Source organism: Pseudomonas fluorescens, from assembly GCF_902498195.1.
Taxonomy (GTDB): Bacteria; Pseudomonadota; Gammaproteobacteria; order Pseudomonadales; family Pseudomonadaceae; genus Aquipseudomonas; species Aquipseudomonas fluorescens_BU.
In genome coordinates, this window is the sequence record NZ_CABVIY010000002.1 from 735,912 (window position 1) to 751,635 (window position 15,724).

The 15,724-nt window shown below is 62.5% G+C and carries 16 protein-coding genes; 10 read left to right on the forward strand and 6 right to left on the reverse strand.

Annotated features, from left to right (window positions below; genetic code table 11):
* Positions 1–221 precede the first annotated feature (221 nt).
* From F8N66_RS08775 to F8N66_RS08790, 4 genes are all read right to left on the reverse strand, one after another.
* Positions 222–854 carry a hypothetical protein gene (locus F8N66_RS08775; protein ID WP_150769793.1) on the reverse strand — a complete coding sequence of 211 codons (633 nt, stop codon included), beginning with the start codon at positions 852–854 and terminating at the stop codon, positions 222–224.
* Between the two features lie 167 nt (positions 855–1,021).
* A complete protein-coding gene (locus F8N66_RS08780) occupies positions 1,022–2,071 on the reverse strand; it encodes an alkene reductase (RefSeq protein ID WP_150769794.1) in 1,050 nt (349 codons plus the stop codon).
* 20 nt (positions 2,072–2,091) lie between these two features.
* Positions 2,092–3,258, reverse strand: a complete 1,167-nt coding sequence (locus tag F8N66_RS08785; RefSeq protein WP_150769795.1) for an MFS transporter — start codon at positions 3,256–3,258, stop codon at positions 2,092–2,094.
* Positions 3,259–3,293: 35 nt separating this feature from the next.
* On the reverse strand, positions 3,294–3,596 hold the full coding sequence (locus F8N66_RS08790; protein WP_150769796.1) for an ArsR/SmtB family transcription factor: 303 nt from the start codon (positions 3,594–3,596) through the stop codon (positions 3,294–3,296).
* A 170-nt stretch (positions 3,597–3,766) separates the two neighbouring features.
* On the opposite strand from F8N66_RS08790, the gene F8N66_RS08795 reads away from it, so the two are divergent.
* On the forward strand, positions 3,767–4,339 hold the full coding sequence (locus F8N66_RS08795; protein WP_150769797.1) for an ACP phosphodiesterase: 573 nt from the start codon (positions 3,767–3,769) through the stop codon (positions 4,337–4,339).
* A gap of 90 nt (positions 4,340–4,429) precedes the next feature.
* On the opposite strand, the gene F8N66_RS08800 is transcribed toward F8N66_RS08795, so the two are convergent.
* Both F8N66_RS08800 and olsB read right to left on the reverse strand, forming a co-directional pair.
* Positions 4,430–5,224, reverse strand: a complete 795-nt coding sequence (locus F8N66_RS08800) for a lysophospholipid acyltransferase family protein (RefSeq protein WP_150769798.1) — start codon at positions 5,222–5,224, stop codon at positions 4,430–4,432.
* The gene (gene olsB / locus F8N66_RS08805) at positions 5,224–5,979 is read right to left on the reverse strand and encodes an L-ornithine N(alpha)-acyltransferase (protein ID WP_150769799.1); all 756 of its coding nucleotides are present in this window, start codon (positions 5,977–5,979) and stop codon (positions 5,224–5,226) included. Before olsB ends, F8N66_RS08800 begins: the two co-directional genes overlap by 1 nt.
* A gap of 155 nt (positions 5,980–6,134) precedes the next feature.
* Between olsB and F8N66_RS08810 the strand changes: the two genes are divergently transcribed.
* The 9 genes from F8N66_RS08810 to F8N66_RS08855 all read left to right on the forward strand — a co-directional run bounded on the left by F8N66_RS08810 (position 6,135) and on the right by F8N66_RS08855 (position 15,657).
* Positions 6,135–7,013 carry an acyl-CoA dehydrogenase family protein gene (locus F8N66_RS08810; protein ID WP_150769800.1) on the forward strand — a complete coding sequence of 293 codons (879 nt, stop codon included), beginning with the start codon at positions 6,135–6,137 and terminating at the stop codon, positions 7,011–7,013.
* Positions 7,014–7,168: 155 nt separating this feature from the next.
* A complete protein-coding gene (locus F8N66_RS08820; protein ID WP_150769801.1) occupies positions 7,169–8,263 on the forward strand; it encodes a serine hydrolase domain-containing protein in 1,095 nt (364 codons plus the stop codon).
* Complete coding sequence (locus tag F8N66_RS08825; RefSeq protein ID WP_150769802.1) at positions 8,260–8,583, forward strand: amidase; 324 nt, start codon at positions 8,260–8,262, stop codon at positions 8,581–8,583. Before F8N66_RS08820 ends, F8N66_RS08825 begins: the two co-directional genes overlap by 4 nt.
* Before the next feature lie 280 nt (positions 8,584–8,863).
* Complete coding sequence (locus F8N66_RS08830) at positions 8,864–10,039, forward strand: M20 aminoacylase family protein (RefSeq protein ID WP_150769803.1); 1,176 nt, start codon at positions 8,864–8,866, stop codon at positions 10,037–10,039.
* A gap of 81 nt (positions 10,040–10,120) precedes the next feature.
* The gene (locus F8N66_RS08835) at positions 10,121–11,431 is read left to right on the forward strand and encodes a citrate-proton symporter (RefSeq protein WP_150769804.1); all 1,311 of its coding nucleotides are present in this window, start codon (positions 10,121–10,123) and stop codon (positions 11,429–11,431) included.
* Positions 11,425–12,876, forward strand: coding sequence for an amidase (locus tag F8N66_RS08840; RefSeq protein WP_412070731.1), 1,452 nt, complete (start codon positions 11,425–11,427; stop codon positions 12,874–12,876). Before F8N66_RS08835 ends, F8N66_RS08840 begins: the two co-directional genes overlap by 7 nt.
* Positions 12,877–12,959: 83 nt before the next feature.
* Complete coding sequence (locus F8N66_RS08845) at positions 12,960–13,730, forward strand: IclR family transcriptional regulator (RefSeq protein WP_150769805.1); 771 nt, start codon at positions 12,960–12,962, stop codon at positions 13,728–13,730.
* A gap of 177 nt (positions 13,731–13,907) precedes the next feature.
* Complete coding sequence (locus tag F8N66_RS08850) at positions 13,908–14,498, forward strand: YceI family protein (protein WP_150769806.1); 591 nt, start codon at positions 13,908–13,910, stop codon at positions 14,496–14,498.
* Position 14,499: 1 nt separating this feature from the next.
* Positions 14,500–15,657: a phospholipase D-like domain-containing protein gene (locus F8N66_RS08855; RefSeq protein WP_150769807.1), complete on the forward strand. Its 1,158-nt coding sequence runs from the start codon at positions 14,500–14,502 to the stop codon at positions 15,655–15,657.
* Positions 15,658–15,724: the final 67 nt, after the last annotated feature.

Below are 15,724 nucleotides of genomic sequence, written 5' to 3' on the forward strand. Positions count from 1 at the left end.
GCTTCCCGCGTGTCAACCGCCGAAGGCCTGGATGAACAGTTCTTCATGGGGCTCCAGGGCGGTGGGGTGCTTTTATATACTTACGTTTGACCGGTTGACAGGTAGCAAGCTCGGTATTTTGTAGGGATTTTGTATTTGATACGGCGGCTGCCCGTTTCGATTTGAGCAAAGGCAGGCAAACGCCCTCGTAAGGGCGTTTGCTCGTTGAGGAGCAGTTACAATTAGAATGGGTCGCGGATTTTAATCGCGATGGCGTAGCTGTAAGGGGAGGCGCTCTGGTTTTGTTCCAAGAGGTAATCGCACAATATTTCGCTCTGGCCAATCGAGCGAATGCTGTGTCGTCGTGAAACGGATATCGTATTGCCAAAAGAAAACGCTTCATATCGCATGGTGAGTTGCGATGCTGTTGAGAAGTCAAAAGCGTAGTCGCCGCTGCGGTATGTAAAATGATGGCTGACTTGCGAACTTCTAAAGCTGGTATTCGCACGGTTGATGCGTCTAAGTAAAACGCCAGGCAATGTAAATGCAATGCAATTTCCTGGCGGGATGTCTAAATCTCCGGGTTCACTGTTCCAGGTCGAATTGGTCATTGAAAAACTGTTGCGAGTACAATTGTAGATTTGGATCAGGACATTGGTTTCAGAGGTTTTTTTGCGAACCGATTCCCAAATGATTGGTTGCCGCTGCCGAGCTTGTTCGTAGCTTGCTTCATACGTTCTTTCAAAAGCGAACTTCGCTTTTTTCTCTTCAAGCTCTTCTTTGCTCAAGCCAGATAAGTAGATTCTTTCCTGGTTGATTGCATCTTGACCAATTATTCCTTCAAGGTGAGACAGGTATTCTTCTATATCGTCCATGATTCGATCTCGAGTGGTTGTGGTGTAGCGAGTACCTGAAGATAGCGAGGCGCTTGGTAGTTTGCTTGTGGAGTATGTAATGAGTTGTTTGTTTAATCCGTGTTCTCCGAAACTAAAAAGCCCCGGCTCTATTCGAGTCAGGGCTTTTTAGTATCAATGACTAATAATTACAGCGTGGGATAGTCGATGTAGCCAACCGGTCCCTTGCCATAGAACAACTCCGGACGCGCTTCGTTCAGCGGTGCGTCCGCTTTCAGGCGCGCCGGCAAATCAGGGTTGGCAATGAACGGAATACCGAAGGCAACCGCATCGGCCTTGCCCGCCGCCAGCCAGGCGTTGGCGCTGTCCTTGGTGAAGCGCTCGTTGGCGATGTACGGGCCGCCGAAGGCTTCCTTGAGTTGCGGGCCGAGGCTGTCGGCGCCTTCTTTTTCGCGCGAGCAAATGAAGGCGATGCCGCGTTTGCCCAGTTCGCGAGCGACGTAGGTGAAGGTTTCGGCGAGGTTGTCGTCGCCCATGTCATGGGAGTCGGCACGCGGAGACAAGTGCACGCCGACACGGCCAGCGCCCCAGACTTCGATCGCTGCATCGGTCACTTCCAGCAGCAGGCGGGCACGGTTTTCCAGGGAGCCGCCGTATTGGTCGGTGCGCTGGTTAGTGCTGCTTTGCAGGAACTGGTCGAGCAGGTAGCCGTTGGCGCCGTGGATTTCCACGCCGTCGAAACCGGCGGCCTTGGCGTTTTCGGCACCGACGCGGTAGGCGTCGACGATGTCGGCGATTTCAGCGGTTTCCAGGGCGCGCGGCGTCGGGAAGTCGGCCAGTGGACGCACCAGGCTGACGTGGCCTTTAGGCTGGATGGCGCTCGGGGCGACCGGTTTTTCGCCGTTCAGGTACGACTCGTGGGAGACGCGGCCGACGTGCCACAGTTGCAGGAAGATCTTGCCGCCCGCGCCGTGGATCGCCTTGGTGACGTTGGTCCAGCCGCGCACCTGGTCGTTGGACCAGATGCCCGGGGTGTCCGGGTAGCCGACGCCCATCGGGGTGACCGAGGTCGCTTCGCTGAGGATCAGGCCGGCCGAAGCGCGTTGTACGTAGTATTCGGCCATCAGCGCGTTGGGCACACGGCCTTCGTCGGCGCGGCAGCGGGTCAACGGGGCCATGATGATGCGGTTGGCCAGTTCCAGGTCGCCCAGTTTGATCGGATCGAAAATAGTCGTCATTTCAAAACCCTTATGAGGTATCAGTTGGTAGCAGGAGCCAGCTCGGGATTACCGCTCTGACGGAAAGTGATCAGGGTCGCCAGCAGGGCGAGTACTGCCAGTGCGGCGGCCGCCAGGGGTACGCTGGTCAGGCCGAAGCCGTGGGCGATGACGCTGCCGCCGACCCAGGCGCCCAGGGCGTTGCCGACGTTGAACGCGCCGATGTTCAGGGTCGAGACCAGGTTCGGTGCGGCCTTGCCGTAGGTCACCACGTTGACTTGCGGGGCAGGCACGGCGGCGAAACACGCGGTGGCCCATAGGAACAGGGTGATTTCGGTCGGGATCAGCGCGACGCTGGTCCAGGTCAGCACCGTGGACACCACCGCCATCGCGATAAACACACCGATCAGCGTTGCCGCCAGCCCCTTGTCCGCCAGCTTGCCGCCGATGATGTTGCCGACGGTCAGGCCCAGGCCGATGAGCATCAGGGTCCAGGTCACGCCACGGGGCGAGACACCGGTGACTTCGCCCAGCAGCGGCGCCACATAGGTGAACAGGGTGAACACCGAGGCGGCGAACAGCGCGGTCATGCTCAGGGACAACCAGATACCGGCGCCCTTGAGGGCACGCAGTTCGGCGCGCATGTCGAGTTTTTCTTCGTCGCGCTTGGCCGGCAGGAAGCGAATCAGGCCGATCAGCGCAATCACGCCGATCACGGTCACCGCCCAGAAGGTCGAGCGCCAGCCAGCCTGTTGACCGAGCGCGGTGCCCAGCGGCACGCCGAGGACGTTGGCCAGGGTCAGGCCGGTGAACATCAGGGCCACGGCCGAGGCACGTTTGTTGGCGGGCACCAGGCCTGCCGCCACCACCGAGCCGATGCCGAAGAACGCACCGTGGCACAGCGCCGTCACCACCCGGGCAAACATCAGCACGTTGTAGTCACTGGCCACCGCGCAGAGCAGGTTGCCGACAATGAAAATGCCCATCAGCGCCACCAGGGCGGCCTTGCGCGGCAGCCGGGCGGTGGCCAGTGCCATGAACGGCGCACCAATGGCCACGCCCAGGGCGTAACCGGTCACCAGCCAGCCGGCGCCGGGGATCGACACACCGAGATCGGCCGCCACATCGGGCAGCAGGCCCATGATGACGAACTCGGTGGTGCCGATGGCGAAGGCGCTTAACGCCAGTATGAGTAGCGAGAGGGGCATTGATTCATTCCTTTTCGGCTGGCTGACGTAAAGGGTCAGAGCTCTTTAGTGAAGGTTTTGAGGAATTCCTGGATGGTTTCCTCATTGCGTTTGAAGAAGTGCCACTGGCCGACCTTGCGGCTGCTGATCAGGCCGGCGCGTTGCAGGGTCGCCAAATGGGCGGACACCGTGGACTGCGATAAACCGCAACGTTGATCGATCTGCCCGGCGCAAACGCCGTGCTCGTTGCTGTGGGACTGGTCTGGAAATTCGACGTCCGGGTCTTTGAGCCAGTGCAGGATTTCTCGCCGTACCGGGTGCGCCAGGGCTTTTATTATTTCGTCGATATTGAGGGTCATGGTGTGGGCTCGTGATGTGTAAAACGCTATATCGCGATGAGGCGAAATTTATATCGTTGTTTCGCGATACGCCAATATGATTTCGGTCTGATGACCGAGCAAATCGCTATATCGGGTTATAACGATACATAGTCTGTATGGTGACCGGGGCGCAGTGCTAAGCTGCGACCATGAATTATCTCGCACATCTTCATCTCGGTGGGCAGCGTCCCGGTCAATTGCTCGGCAGTCTGTATGGCGATTTCGTCAAGGGACGGCTGCAAGGGCAGTTCGACCCGGAGATTGAACTTGCCATCGCGCTGCATCGCCGCATCGACGTGTTCACCGATCGCCATCCGCTGGTGGATGCCTCGTTGTCGCGTTTCTCCCTGACCCGCCGGCGTTATGCGGGAATCGTCCTCGACGTGTTTTTCGACCACTGCCTGGCACGGGACTGGCGGTTGTACGCGGACCGGCCACTGGAGCTGTTCACCTCGGACGTATACCGGGTGTTGTCCAGCCAGCCCCAATTGCCGGAGCGTCTGGCGAAGATCGCACCGCACATGGTGGCCAATGACTGGTTGGGTTCTTACCGGGAATTTGAAGTGCTGGAGCAGGTGCTGCGGGGGATTTCCCGGCGCCTGACCAAGCCTGAGGAACTGGCGGCGGCGATGCAGGAGTTACGGGTGTTGTATGAACCGTTGAGCGAGGACTTTCGGTTGTTCTACCCGCAGCTTCAGGAATTTGCGCAGCAACGGATGTAGCGAAGATCAAAAGATCGCAGCCTTCGGCAGCTCCTACATGGGTGCGGTGTTCACCCTGTAGGAGCTGCCGAAGGCTGCGATCTTTTTCTGTCAGGCGGCGATCAGTTCGCCGGCACACCGTGGTTCGGCAGGTTTTGTCACTTCACCAAACAACGCCTTCTGCACCACCTGCTGCGCTTCGAACGCCAGCGCGGCACGTTCGCGACCTTCGCAGGCAATCGGCTTGAGCAGATGAATCTCCACATGGCCGCGATCATTGGCAAACAAGCGCATCAGGTGTGACAGCAAATCGTCATCGCCAATGAACGGCGCGAGGGTGTCGGGTTCGCCGCCACGCACATAACGAATCGCCACCGGTTGCAGCTTCACCTCGGAATCAATCGCCGCCGACAGCAGGCGACCGTGGAAGGTGCGCAGGGAACGGCCATCGGTGGTGGTGCCTTCAGGGAACATCAGCAGCGGATGTGCCTGTTGCAAGTGGCGGGTCATTTGTTTGCGGATCAACTGGCTGTCGCCCGCACCCCGACGGATGAACAGGCTGCCGGCCTTGGCCGCCAGCCAGCCCGCGACCGGCCAGGTGCGTACTTCGGCCTTGGACAGGAACGACAGCGGGGTGAGCATGCCCAGCAACGGAATGTCGGTCCAGGACACGTGATTGCTGACCCAGAGCATCGGCGACTTCGGCAGCTCGCCGTGAACCGTCACGTCGAAGGGCAGGGCATTGCTCAGGCGCGCCATGAAAAACCGCGACCAGCGCTGCCGGCGCACCATCGAATGAGCCAGGCCCAGGCGCTCGAACACCCCGAACACGCTGGCCATGGTCAGGCCCAGCGTCACCACCAGCAGCACTCGCGCGATTCGCGCGTACACGCGCAACCGACGCATTACACAGCCGCCTTGAAGTGTTTGGCGTAGCGCGGGCAGAGTTCGTCGCGCTTGAGCAGGATGAACACGTCGGCGACCTGGAAGTCTTCGTCCCAGCACGGCTCGCCGCAAATCTTCGCTCCCAGGCGCATGTAAGCCTTGAGCAGTGGCGGCATTTCGGCGATCACGTTGGAGGGGATGTCCAGGGTCGGCAGCGGCTTTTTCGGTTCGGCCCGCAGGTGCTCGGTGCACAGGTAGCGCTCGCGCAGGCGCTGCATGATGGCGTGGGCCTGAATGCCGCCGTCCTGCATCGGAATGCTCGCGCAACCCATCAGGTAGCTGTAGCCGCCCTGGTTCAGCACATCGGCCAGCTCGCCCCAGAGCACGGCGATGGTGCCGCCGTTGCGGTAGGCCGGGTCGACGCAGGTACGCCCGATTTCCAGGATAGGGCCCTTCAAATGAATCAGGCCGTGCAGGCTGAATTCTTCTTCGCTGTAGAACTTGCCCAGGCTGCTGGCGGCCGTGTGGTCGAGCAGGCGGGTGGTCGCCACCAGGCGCCCGGTGTTCAAGTCACGCACGCCGATGTGGGCGCAGTGTACGTCGTAGTCATCCATGTCCAGACCCAGTTCCGCGCCTTTGAGCCTGGCGTTGAACTCGCCGCTGAACACGTTGAAGCGCAAGGCCTGGGCTTCCTGCAAAGCCTCGGCGCCTATCAGACGTTCGGCTTGCAGGCGGCGTTCGTTGCCGGTGTCGCTGATGCGGGCGATCTGAGTCATGGCGAATCTCCGTGCGGGCTGCTCACCCGTCTTGGGGTTACAGCGGATCGACTTTCTTTATCCAGCCTTGTTGTGCAAAGTCAGGCTATGTAGCCCCGGTGTCATCGCCGTTAAGCTTTGGTGATGCTTATATGACAGCCCACAAGGAGCCTCTTATGCCCTGGCAAACCCTGTTGAATCGCCGCGATCGCTTGCCCGCCGACCCGGACCTGGGCGAGGGGTTCGCGGCGCTGTTGCAGCTGTTGGGCAACGTCACCCCGTTTGAGCTGGCCGTGGCGGGCGGGCGCCTGATGGCGACGCCGGGGCTGGCGTTTCTGGTGGGGTATCAGGCGGCGCTGCGCATGTTGTGGCCGAGTGCACCGTCGAGCCTGGGCGCGATGTGCGCGACCGAGCAACGCCGTTTGCGACCGGCCGACATGCAAACCCGCCTGAACGGTTTGCGCTTGAGCGGGCAAAAGGATTTCGTCACTGCCGGCGATGCCGCCGACTGGCTGTTGATCGCCGCCCGCAGCGAACAGCCCGGTGAAAACCCGCGCCTGAGCCTGGCGGTGGTCTACCCCGGTGAGCCGGGCGTGCGCGTGGAAAAACTGCCGGCGATCCCGTTGATGCCGGACATCAGCCACGGCCGGCTGTTTCTGGATAACGCGCTGTGCGAGTTGCTGGCGGGGGATGGCTGGGATGCCTACGTCAAACCGTTTCGCACGCTTGAAGACATCTATGTGCTCAGCGCAATGACGGCGTGGCTGTATGGCGTCGGCCAGGACTGTGACTGGCCGCAAACCCTGCTACTGCGCTTGCTGGCGCTGTTGGCGGGGTGTGCGGAGGTCAGTCGTCAGGCGCCGGGTAATGCGGCGGGGCATGTGCTGCTAGGCGGGTTGTTTGCGCAGTTCGAGGCGCTAAAGAGTGAGATCAATGACGCGCTGGCCGAAGGGCCGCCATCGTGGGCGGCGATGTGGCAGCGCGATCAGGCGGTGATGGATCTGGCGGCGGGGGCGCGGGGTAAGCGGTTGGCCAAGGCATTGGCGGCGTATTGAAGGGCCCTTGTAGGAGCTGCCGAAGGCTGCGATCTTTTGATTTTGCTTTTCAGGATCAGGATCAAAAGATCGCAGCCTTCGGCAGCTCCTACAGAGAACAAGAGTGTCATTTAATTGGGCTAGGCTCAGCAGGTTCATTCTCATGAGCCCCCACCATGCCCAAAGGCTTGTCCCTGTTTTTCATCCTGTTGTTCAGCCTTACGGTCCACGCCGAACACTGGCCTGCCGAGCAATGGCCAACCGGCCCGACTGTCAGCGGCCCGGCACTCCAGGCACTTGAGGCCTACGCCTTCCCACCCCGCGACGACACCACTCGCCAAGGCATTCGCACCGACGCCTTGCTGGTGATCCGCGACGGTCAGTTGATCTACGAACGCTACGCCGGCCCCACCACCGCCCACACACCCCACCTGACCTGGTCGATCAGCAAGAGCCTGATGGCCAGCGTCCTCGGCGTGGCTTACGGCGAAGGCCGGTTCAAGCTTCAGGACCAGGTTGCCCGGTTCTACCCGCCACTGGCGAAACACCCGCAAATGACGATGGCCGACCTGCTGCACTGGGCTTCCGGCCTGGATTGGCAGGAAGACTACGAATACGCCCCCCTGAAGTCTTCGGTGGTGGCCATGCTCTACACCCGTGGTCACCCGGACATGGCTGCGTTCACCGCCGATCACGACAGCCATGCCGCACCGGGGCAGGCGTTTCGCTATTCCAGCGGTGACAGCAACCTTTTGTCCGCCGCGCTGAAAACCATCGTCGGCCCGGACCGTTACGCGGATTATCCGTGGACGGCCCTGTTCGAGCCGCTGGGCATTCGTCATGCGGTCTGGGAGACCGACGCCACGGGCACCTTCGTCGCCTCGTCCTATGCCTACCTCACCGCGCGGGACCTGGCCCGCATCGGCCTGTTGATGGCGCGCGACGGTCGCTGGGGCGAGCGGCAATTGCTGCCCAGGGATTGGGTTGCGTTCAATCGCGAGCCGTTCATTCACTACCGTGCCCATCAGGATGATGCGGTGCCCGGCGGTCATTGGTGGCTGAACCGGGCGGTGGATAGCGCATCACAACCCTGGCCTGATGCGCCTGCCGATACCTTCGCCGCGCTGGGGCATTGGGGACAGGCGCTGTACGTGATCCCCAGCGAAAACCTGGTGATCGTGCGTTACGGCGACGATCGTGATGGCGGCTATCGCCATAACGAACTGCTCAAGCTCGCGCTCAAGGCCTTTGCCGGGAAGGTGCAGCCATGAGCGGTTTCATCAGGCGTCGACCGATCCTCTCTCTGTTGCTGATCCTGCTGGTCGTCTTGTTCGGCTGGATCTGGCAGGAGCGGGTAGCGCTGTGGGCATTCCCGGACATCATCAGCGCCTACACCGCTAAGGAATACTGCTCGTGCCGGTATGTGATGAACAATGACGCCGGGTATTGTCAGGGCTATGTGAAGCAGTGGCTGCCCGTCAGCGGCTTTACCGATGACACCACCAGCAAGCGCGTCACCGTCAGCGGCCTGGGGCGCAGCAACGGCGCGGTGTGGATCGGCGAGCGAGAGGGTTGCCGACTTTCCCCATGATCACGCGAGACCTGTAGGAGCGAGCCTGCTCGCGATGAACCCGGTCACGCCGCTGTGTGTCAGGCAGCCAGCGTTATCGTTGGCGACCATCGCGAGCATGCTCGCTCCTACAGATGTTTCGTGCCTCTGTGCCCCCCAGGTTCCACACCGTGGAACCACATTCGATTGTCCTCGCGCGTCACTCGCGGTTATCTGGCGGTGAGCGCGACCTGCCTTGATGTGTCGCGAAATCACAGCGAACAAAAAGAACGGGAACACACCCGGCTAGAGGACAATCGTCATGACCCGACATCAGCACATCCTTGCCTGGCTCAACGACGTGGCCAGCGACCTGCACGCCACCCGCCAGGACATCCACGCCCACCCCGAGCTCGGTTTCGAGGAAAACCGCACGTCGGCGCTGGTGGCCCAATCCCTGACGGACTGGGGCTACGAGGTGCACTCCGGCGTCGGCAAGACCGGCGTGGTCGGCGTGCTGCGCAACGGCAGCAGCCCGCGCAAGCTCGGTATACGCGCGGACATGGATGCACTGCCGATCATCGAGAACACCGGCGCGGCCTACAGCAGTAAACATCAGGGCTGCATGCACGCCTGCGGGCACGACGGCCACACCACCATGCTGTTGGGCGCGGCACGCTACCTGGCGGCGACCCGTCAGTTCGACGGCACTCTGACCCTGATTTTCCAGCCCGCCGAGGAAGGCCAGGGCGGCGCCGAAGCGATGCTTGCCGACGGTTTGCTGGAGCGTTTCCCCTGCGATGCGCTGTTCGGCATGCACAACATGCCGGGCCTGCCGGCAGGACACCTGGGTTTTCGCGAAGGGCCGATGATGGCCTCGCAGGACCTGCTCACGGTCGTCATCGAAGGTGTCGGCGGCCACGGCTCGATGCCGCACCTGGCGGTGGACCCGCTGGTGGCGGCGGCCAGCGTGGTCATGGCCCTGCAAACCGTGGTCGGGCGCAACATCGACGCGCAGCAGGCGGCGGTGGTGACGGTCGGTGCATTGCAGGCCGGGGAGGCGGCCAACGTCATCCCGCAACAGGCGATCCTGCGCCTGAGCCTGCGCGCCTTGAACGCCCAGGTCCGCGAGCAAACCCTGGAACGGGTGTGCGCAATCATCGAATCCCAGGCCCGCAGCTTCGGCTGCACCTCGACCATCGAACACCGTCCGGCCTACCCGGTACTGGTCAACCACGCCGCCGAAACCGAGTTCGCCCGGCAAGTCGGCGTCGAACTGGTCGGTACCGAGGCCGTCGATGGCAACACCCCCAAGCTGATGGGCAGCGAGGACTTCGCCTGGATGCTGCAACGCTGCCCCGGCGCCTACCTGTTCATCGGCAACGGCGTCTCGCGGCCGATGGTGCACAACCCGGCCTACGACTTTAACGACGACATCCTGCTGACCGGCGCGGCGTATTGGGGCGCGCTGGCCGAGAGCTGGCTCAAGCCGGCCTGACCCCCTCTCTTTCTACTGCCGTCGGACCGGGCGCGCGATGGCGTGCCCGGCATTACCCCACAGGTTTCTGGAGAGTTCCCCATGCACACTTCGAGCACTGGCGTTTCGCGCACCCGGCAGGTGGTCGCCGCCGTTATCGGCAATGCGCTGGAATGGTATGACTTCATTGTTTACGGCTTTCTGGCGAGCATCATCGCCCGGCAGTTTTTCCCGTCAGAGGACGAATACGCCTCCCTGCTGATGGCCCTGGCGACCTTCGGCGTCGGCTTCTTCATGCGCCCGGTGGGCGGCATCCTGCTGGGCATGTATTCAGACCGCAAAGGCCGCAAGGCCGCGATGCAGATGATCATCCGCCTGATGACCGTGTCCATCGCCCTGATCGCCTTCGCGCCTAACTACGCTGCCATCGGCATGGGCGCGCCGCTGTTGATCGTGGTCGCGCGGATGCTGCAAGGCTTTGCCACGGGTGGTGAATACGCCAGTGCCACGGCCTTCCTGGTGGAAAGCGCTCCAGCGCATCGCAAAGGGCTGTATGGCTCGTGGCAATTGGTCGGGCAATGCCTGGCGGTGTTTTCCGGCGCGGGGATGGTGGCGCTGTTCACTCACCTGTTGTCCCCCGAGGCGCTGGACAGCTGGGGCTGGCGGATTCCGTTCATGATCGGTTTGCTGATCGGCCCGGTGGGCTTGTGGATTCGCAAACACATGGAAGAACCGCAAGAGTTCCTCGAAGCGCGCAAGCAGGCCAAAGGCGCGAGCCCGGGCCTGCTGCAAGTCCTGCGCGAACATCGCCGGGCGATTCTGGTGTCGATGGGCCTGGCCTGCGGCGCGACCGTGTCGTTCTACGTGGTGCTGGTGAACATGCCGACCTTTGCCCACAAGAACCTCGGGCTGCCGCTGGATCAGGTGCTGCTGGTGCAGATGCTGGCGGTAGCGGTGATGACCGTGGTGATCCCGTTGTCCGGCGCGCTGTCGGATCGCCTCGGTCGCCGCCCGGTGTTGATGGCCTTCACCCTGGCGTTTTTCCTGATGGTGTATCCGCTGTATGTGTGGGTGGCGGCCGCGCCGTCGGTCGAGCGCCTGCTGGTGATGCAACTGTTGCTGTGCAGTGCGATTGGCGGCTTTTTCGGCCCGGCACCGACCGCGCTGGCCGAGCAGTTCCCCATTGAAGTGCGCTCCACCGGGGTGTCGGTGGCGTACAACGTCGCGGTCATGGTCTTCGGCGGTTTTGCCCCGCTGATCGTCACCTGGCTGAGCAAGGTGCTGGCAACGCCGGTGGCCCCGTCCTTCTACGTATTGTTCGCTTGCTTGCTGACGCTGTTGGGCACTTACTGCATGCAGGAAGCGCCGCGAGCCAGGAAATCCGTTGCACTTGAACTTGAGGTGAAATCTTGAGCATCCCTTCGATTGTTGAAATGAACGCCGATGCGTTGTCCTGGGCGATCCACGCAAGGCAGGTGTCGTGCCGTGAAGTGATGCAGGCTTATCTGGCGCAGATCGAGCGTTTCAATCCGCAGGTCAATGCGTTGGTGTCGCTGCGTCCGGATGAAGAACTGCTGGCTGAAGCCGATACTTGCGACCGGCAACTGGACCAGGGCCAGTCCCGGGGCTGGATGCACGGCATGCCGCAAGCGATCAAGGACCTGGCGGCCACCGCCGGTTTGCGCACCACCCTGGGCTCGCCGCTGTTCGCCAAGCAAATCCCGCCACACGACGCCATCAGCGTGGCGCGGGTGCGCGAGAGCGGGGCGATCATCATCGGCAAGACCAATGTCCCGGAGTTCGGTCTCGGCTCGCAGACGTACAACAGCGTTTTTGGCACCACCACCAACGCCTACGATCATACGCGGGTAGCCGGTGGCAGCAGCGGCGGGGCGGCGGTGGCGCTGGCCTTGCGCATGCTGCCGGTGGCCGATGGCAGCGACATGATGGGTTCGCTGCGCAATCCGGCGGCGTTCAACAACATTTTCGGTTTTCGACCGTCCCTGGGCCGCGTGCCCCACGGCCCGGCGCCTGAGGTGTTCGTCCAGCAGCTGGCCACCGAAGGGCCGATGGGCCGAACCGTCACTGACGTCGCCCGTCTGCTCGGCACCCAGGCCGGTTACGACCCGCGCGTGCCGTTGTCGCTGACCCAGGACCCGGAGATCTTCCATCAGTCGCTGGCGCAGGACTTCAGCGATGTCCGCGTGGGTTGGCTGGGCGATTACAACGGCTACCTGCCGATGGATCCCGGCGTGATGAGCCTGTGCGAATCGGCACTGGAGGATTTCGCCGCGCTGGGCTGCAAGGTCGAAGCCTGCCAGCCGGATTTCTCCATGGAGCGTTTGTGGCAGACCTGGCTGGTGCACCGGCACTGGCTGGTGCAGGGCAGCCTTGGCGGGTTGTACGCCGACCCGCGCCAACGCGAGCAACTCAAGCCCGAAGCCCAATGGGAAATCGAGGGCGGGCTGCGGCTGACGGCGGCGGACGTCTATCAGGCATCGGTGAGCCGCAGCGACTGGTATCGCGCCCTGAACGCGTTGTTCGAGCGTTACGATTTCCTGTTGCTGCCCACCGCCCAAGTGTTCCCTTTTGATGCACAGACACCCTGGCCGCGCGTCGTGGGCGGGCAGGCCATGGACACCTATCATCGCTGGATGGAGGTGGTGATCGGCCCGACCCTAGCCGGTCTTCCGACAATGAACGTGCCGGTGGGTTTCAACCCGGCCGGCTTGCCGATGGGCCTGCAAATCATTGGCCGGGCACAAGCCGACCGTGCAGTGCTGCAACTGGCTTATGCCCATGAACAACTGACGCAATGGGTCAAGCGGCGGCCGCCCGGTTGTCTGCAAAATGCCTGAGCGCTACGGACGGGCGCGTAATTTGCCTTCTTTTGTGAAACGATCAATCGATCATCCATTTCGGGCATACGGAGGTCGAACACATGGACAGCAAGGCAGAAACCGGCAGCGTACGTTCCGTGGAGCGCGCCCTGGCGATCGTCGAGTTGCTGGGCGAGCATCAGGCGTTGGGCCTTGAAGAGTTGCACTACTTGACGAGCCTGCCCAAGGCCACGGTGTCGCGCATGTTGCTGACCTTGCAGGAGCAGGGCTGGATCTATCGCGGCCTGAGCGACCGGCGTTATCGCTTGTGCGCCAAGCGCCTGTTCGGTGACAGTCGGCAGCGCTTCAAGCGGCGCCTGGTGGAAAACGCCGCGCCGCTGTTGCTGGAATTGAGTGAGCGCACCGGGCTGGTGGCGGACCTGTCGTGCTTCGACGGCGAGCGGGTGGAGGTCATGGAAAGCGCGATTCCCACGGTGTTGCGCAAGCGCTATCCGAACAACTGCCAGATCGTCGGCCAGCATGCCAGCCTGTTCCATTCGGCGATGGGCCGCGCTTGCCTGGGCGAACTGCCAAGCCATGAAGTGCAGCGCCTAGCCGAACGCGAACGCCTGAGCGACGAATCCCTGTTCAGCACCCGCGAACAGGCGCTGCATCAGGGCTTTGGCCAGCGCACCGAAGGCCATTGGGAATACCCGGTGCGCCTGCCGTTCCTGATCCGCGCGGTGGCCTTGCCGATCCACGCCGAGGGCCGACTGGTCGGCAGCATGGCGTTGCACTGGCCAATGGACCAGGCGCCGGTGGAGCGGGTGTTGAGCCTGCACCTGAACAGCCTGGCGGCGACTATCGGTGATGTGCAGCAGGCGATGTCGTGATTGACTCCTAATCTGTAGGAGCGAGCCTGCTCGCGATGGACTCAAGAGCACCACGTTTATCCTGCAACCCCGCGTTATCGTTAACGACCATCGCGAGCAGGCTCGCTCCTACAAGTTTGCAATTGGCTCGCGGGCAGTTAAGGTTCAGCACAGGTTTATCTGCCCCCACGAGTCTTTATGTTCAAGCGGTCCGTCACCCAAACCCTCGCCATCCTGCTGTTGGCCGGCGCGTCCCTGTCGGCCCATGCCGATTGGTACCTCGATGGCGAATCCTCGCGGCTGTCGTTTGTCAGCACCCAAAACGCCAACATCTCCGAAGTGCAACGCTTTCTTGTGTTGCACGGCAAAGTCGAGCCCAGTGGGCTGGCGCGGGTGGAAGTCGAGCTTGAATCGGTCAACAGCGGCATTCCCTTGCGCGATGAACGCATGCGCAAGGAGCTGTTCCAGATCCAGACGTTTCCCGAGGCACTGGTCACCACGCAGATCGACCTGCGCCCGATCAACGACCTGGCCCCCGGCGCACAACTGGAATTGCGCCTGCCGCTCACCGTCGACCTGCACGGCAAGCAACACACCTACAACGCCGAACTGCTGGCCACGCGCCTGGATGACCGGCGTTTCCAGGTGGTGACCCTGGAGCCGCTGGTGATCAATGCCGAAGACTTCGACCTGGCGCCAGGGCTGGAAGCCTTGCGCAAGGTCGCCGGCCTGTCGGCCATCAGCCTGTCGGTACCGGTGGGTGCGGTGCTGATTTTCACGGCGCGCTGACATGGCCGGCCCGATCTTTCCCTGGCGTGAAGGCAACAGCTTCGAACTGCTGGTCGACGGCCCGCAGTTCTTCCCGCGCATGCTGGTGGCGATTGCCCGCGCTGAAGAACAGGTCGAACTGGAACTGTACCTGGTGGAGGCGGGCGCCTGTGCCGAGGCCATGGTGCAGGCGCTGGTCCAGGCCGCCGAGCGCGGGGTGCGGGTGCGTTGCCTGTTCGATGATTACGGCAGCCTCGCCTTTACCCTGGCCTTGCGCCAGCGCCTGATGACGGCCGGGGTCGAGCTGCGGTTCTACAATCGCCTGAGCTGGCGGCGCTGGGTCGGCAACTTCTACCGCGATCACCGCAAGCTGTTGCTGGTGGACCAAAGCATGGCCGTGGTCGGCGGCACCGGCGTTACCGATGAGTTCTGGACGCCGGGCGAAGACGTCAGCGAGTGGCATGAAGTCATGGTGGAAATCACCGGCCCGCTGGTGATCGACTGGCAATTGCTGTTCGACCGCCAATGGATCGCCAACCGCCATCGTCGCGCCTGGAAACCCGCCGCGCATTTCGGCCTGCCGCGCCTGCCCCGCGTGCCGTCCATGGGCGAGGGCATGGGCCGGGTCGCCTATGCTGACGCCCGCCAGCATCGCGACATCCTGCAATCGCTGATCCGTGCGCTGAACAGCGGCCAACGGCGGATCTGGCTGGCCACGCCGTACTTCCTGCCGACCTGGAAAGTCCGCCGCTCCCTGCGCCGTGCGGCCGCCCGGGGCGTCGACGTGCGCCTGCTGCTGACCGGGCCGCGCACCGATCATCCTTCGGTGCGCTACGCCGGGCATCGTTACTACCCTCGGTTGCTCAAGGCCGGAGTGAGGATTTTCGAATACCAACCGTGCTTCCTGCACCTGAAAATGGTCCTGATCGATGACTGGGTGAGCATCGGCTCGTGCAATTTCGATCACTGGAACCTGCGCTTCAACCTCGAAGCCAACCTGGAGGCGCTGGACCCTGGGCTGACCCGTGCGGTGACGGCGAGTTTCGAGAAGGACTTTACCCTCAGCCAGGAAGTCAGCCTGGAGGCCTGGCAACGCCGGCCGCTGTGGCGGCGGGTCAAGCAGCGGGTGTGGGGATGGGTGGATCGGGTGGTGGTGAATCTGCTGGATCGGCGGGGGTAGGGCAAGATCAAAAGATCGCAGCCTGCGGCAGCTCCTACATTGGGATGGTGTACACCCTGTAGGAGCT

Bases quoted from the DNA above. Each gene is read 5' to 3' on its own strand.
- F8N66_RS08775 (WP_150769793.1), bottom strand. From the start codon at position 854: ATGGACGATATAGAAGAATACCTGTCTCACCTTGAAGGAATAATTGGT.
- F8N66_RS08780 (WP_150769794.1), bottom strand. From the start codon at position 2,071: ATGACGACTATTTTCGATCCGATCAAACTGGGCGACCTGGAACTGGCC.
- F8N66_RS08785 (WP_150769795.1), bottom strand. From the start codon at position 3,258: ATGCCCCTCTCGCTACTCATACTGGCGTTAAGCGCCTTCGCCATCGGC.
- F8N66_RS08790 (WP_150769796.1), bottom strand. From the start codon at position 3,596: ATGACCCTCAATATCGACGAAATAATAAAAGCCCTGGCGCACCCGGTA.
- F8N66_RS08795 (WP_150769797.1), top strand. From the start codon at position 3,767: ATGAATTATCTCGCACATCTTCATCTCGGTGGGCAGCGTCCCGGTCAA.
- F8N66_RS08800 (WP_150769798.1), bottom strand. From the start codon at position 5,224: ATGCGTCGGTTGCGCGTGTACGCGCGAATCGCGCGAGTGCTGCTGGTG.
- olsB (WP_150769799.1), bottom strand. From the start codon at position 5,979: ATGACTCAGATCGCCCGCATCAGCGACACCGGCAACGAACGCCGCCTG.
- F8N66_RS08810 (WP_150769800.1), top strand. From the start codon at position 6,135: ATGCCCTGGCAAACCCTGTTGAATCGCCGCGATCGCTTGCCCGCCGAC.
- F8N66_RS08820 (WP_150769801.1), top strand. From the start codon at position 7,169: ATGCCCAAAGGCTTGTCCCTGTTTTTCATCCTGTTGTTCAGCCTTACG.
- F8N66_RS08825 (WP_150769802.1), top strand. From the start codon at position 8,260: ATGAGCGGTTTCATCAGGCGTCGACCGATCCTCTCTCTGTTGCTGATC.
- F8N66_RS08830 (WP_150769803.1), top strand. From the start codon at position 8,864: ATGACCCGACATCAGCACATCCTTGCCTGGCTCAACGACGTGGCCAGC.
- F8N66_RS08835 (WP_150769804.1), top strand. From the start codon at position 10,121: ATGCACACTTCGAGCACTGGCGTTTCGCGCACCCGGCAGGTGGTCGCC.
- F8N66_RS08845 (WP_150769805.1), top strand. From the start codon at position 12,960: ATGGACAGCAAGGCAGAAACCGGCAGCGTACGTTCCGTGGAGCGCGCC.
- F8N66_RS08850 (WP_150769806.1), top strand. From the start codon at position 13,908: ATGTTCAAGCGGTCCGTCACCCAAACCCTCGCCATCCTGCTGTTGGCC.
- F8N66_RS08855 (WP_150769807.1), top strand. From the start codon at position 14,500: ATGGCCGGCCCGATCTTTCCCTGGCGTGAAGGCAACAGCTTCGAACTG.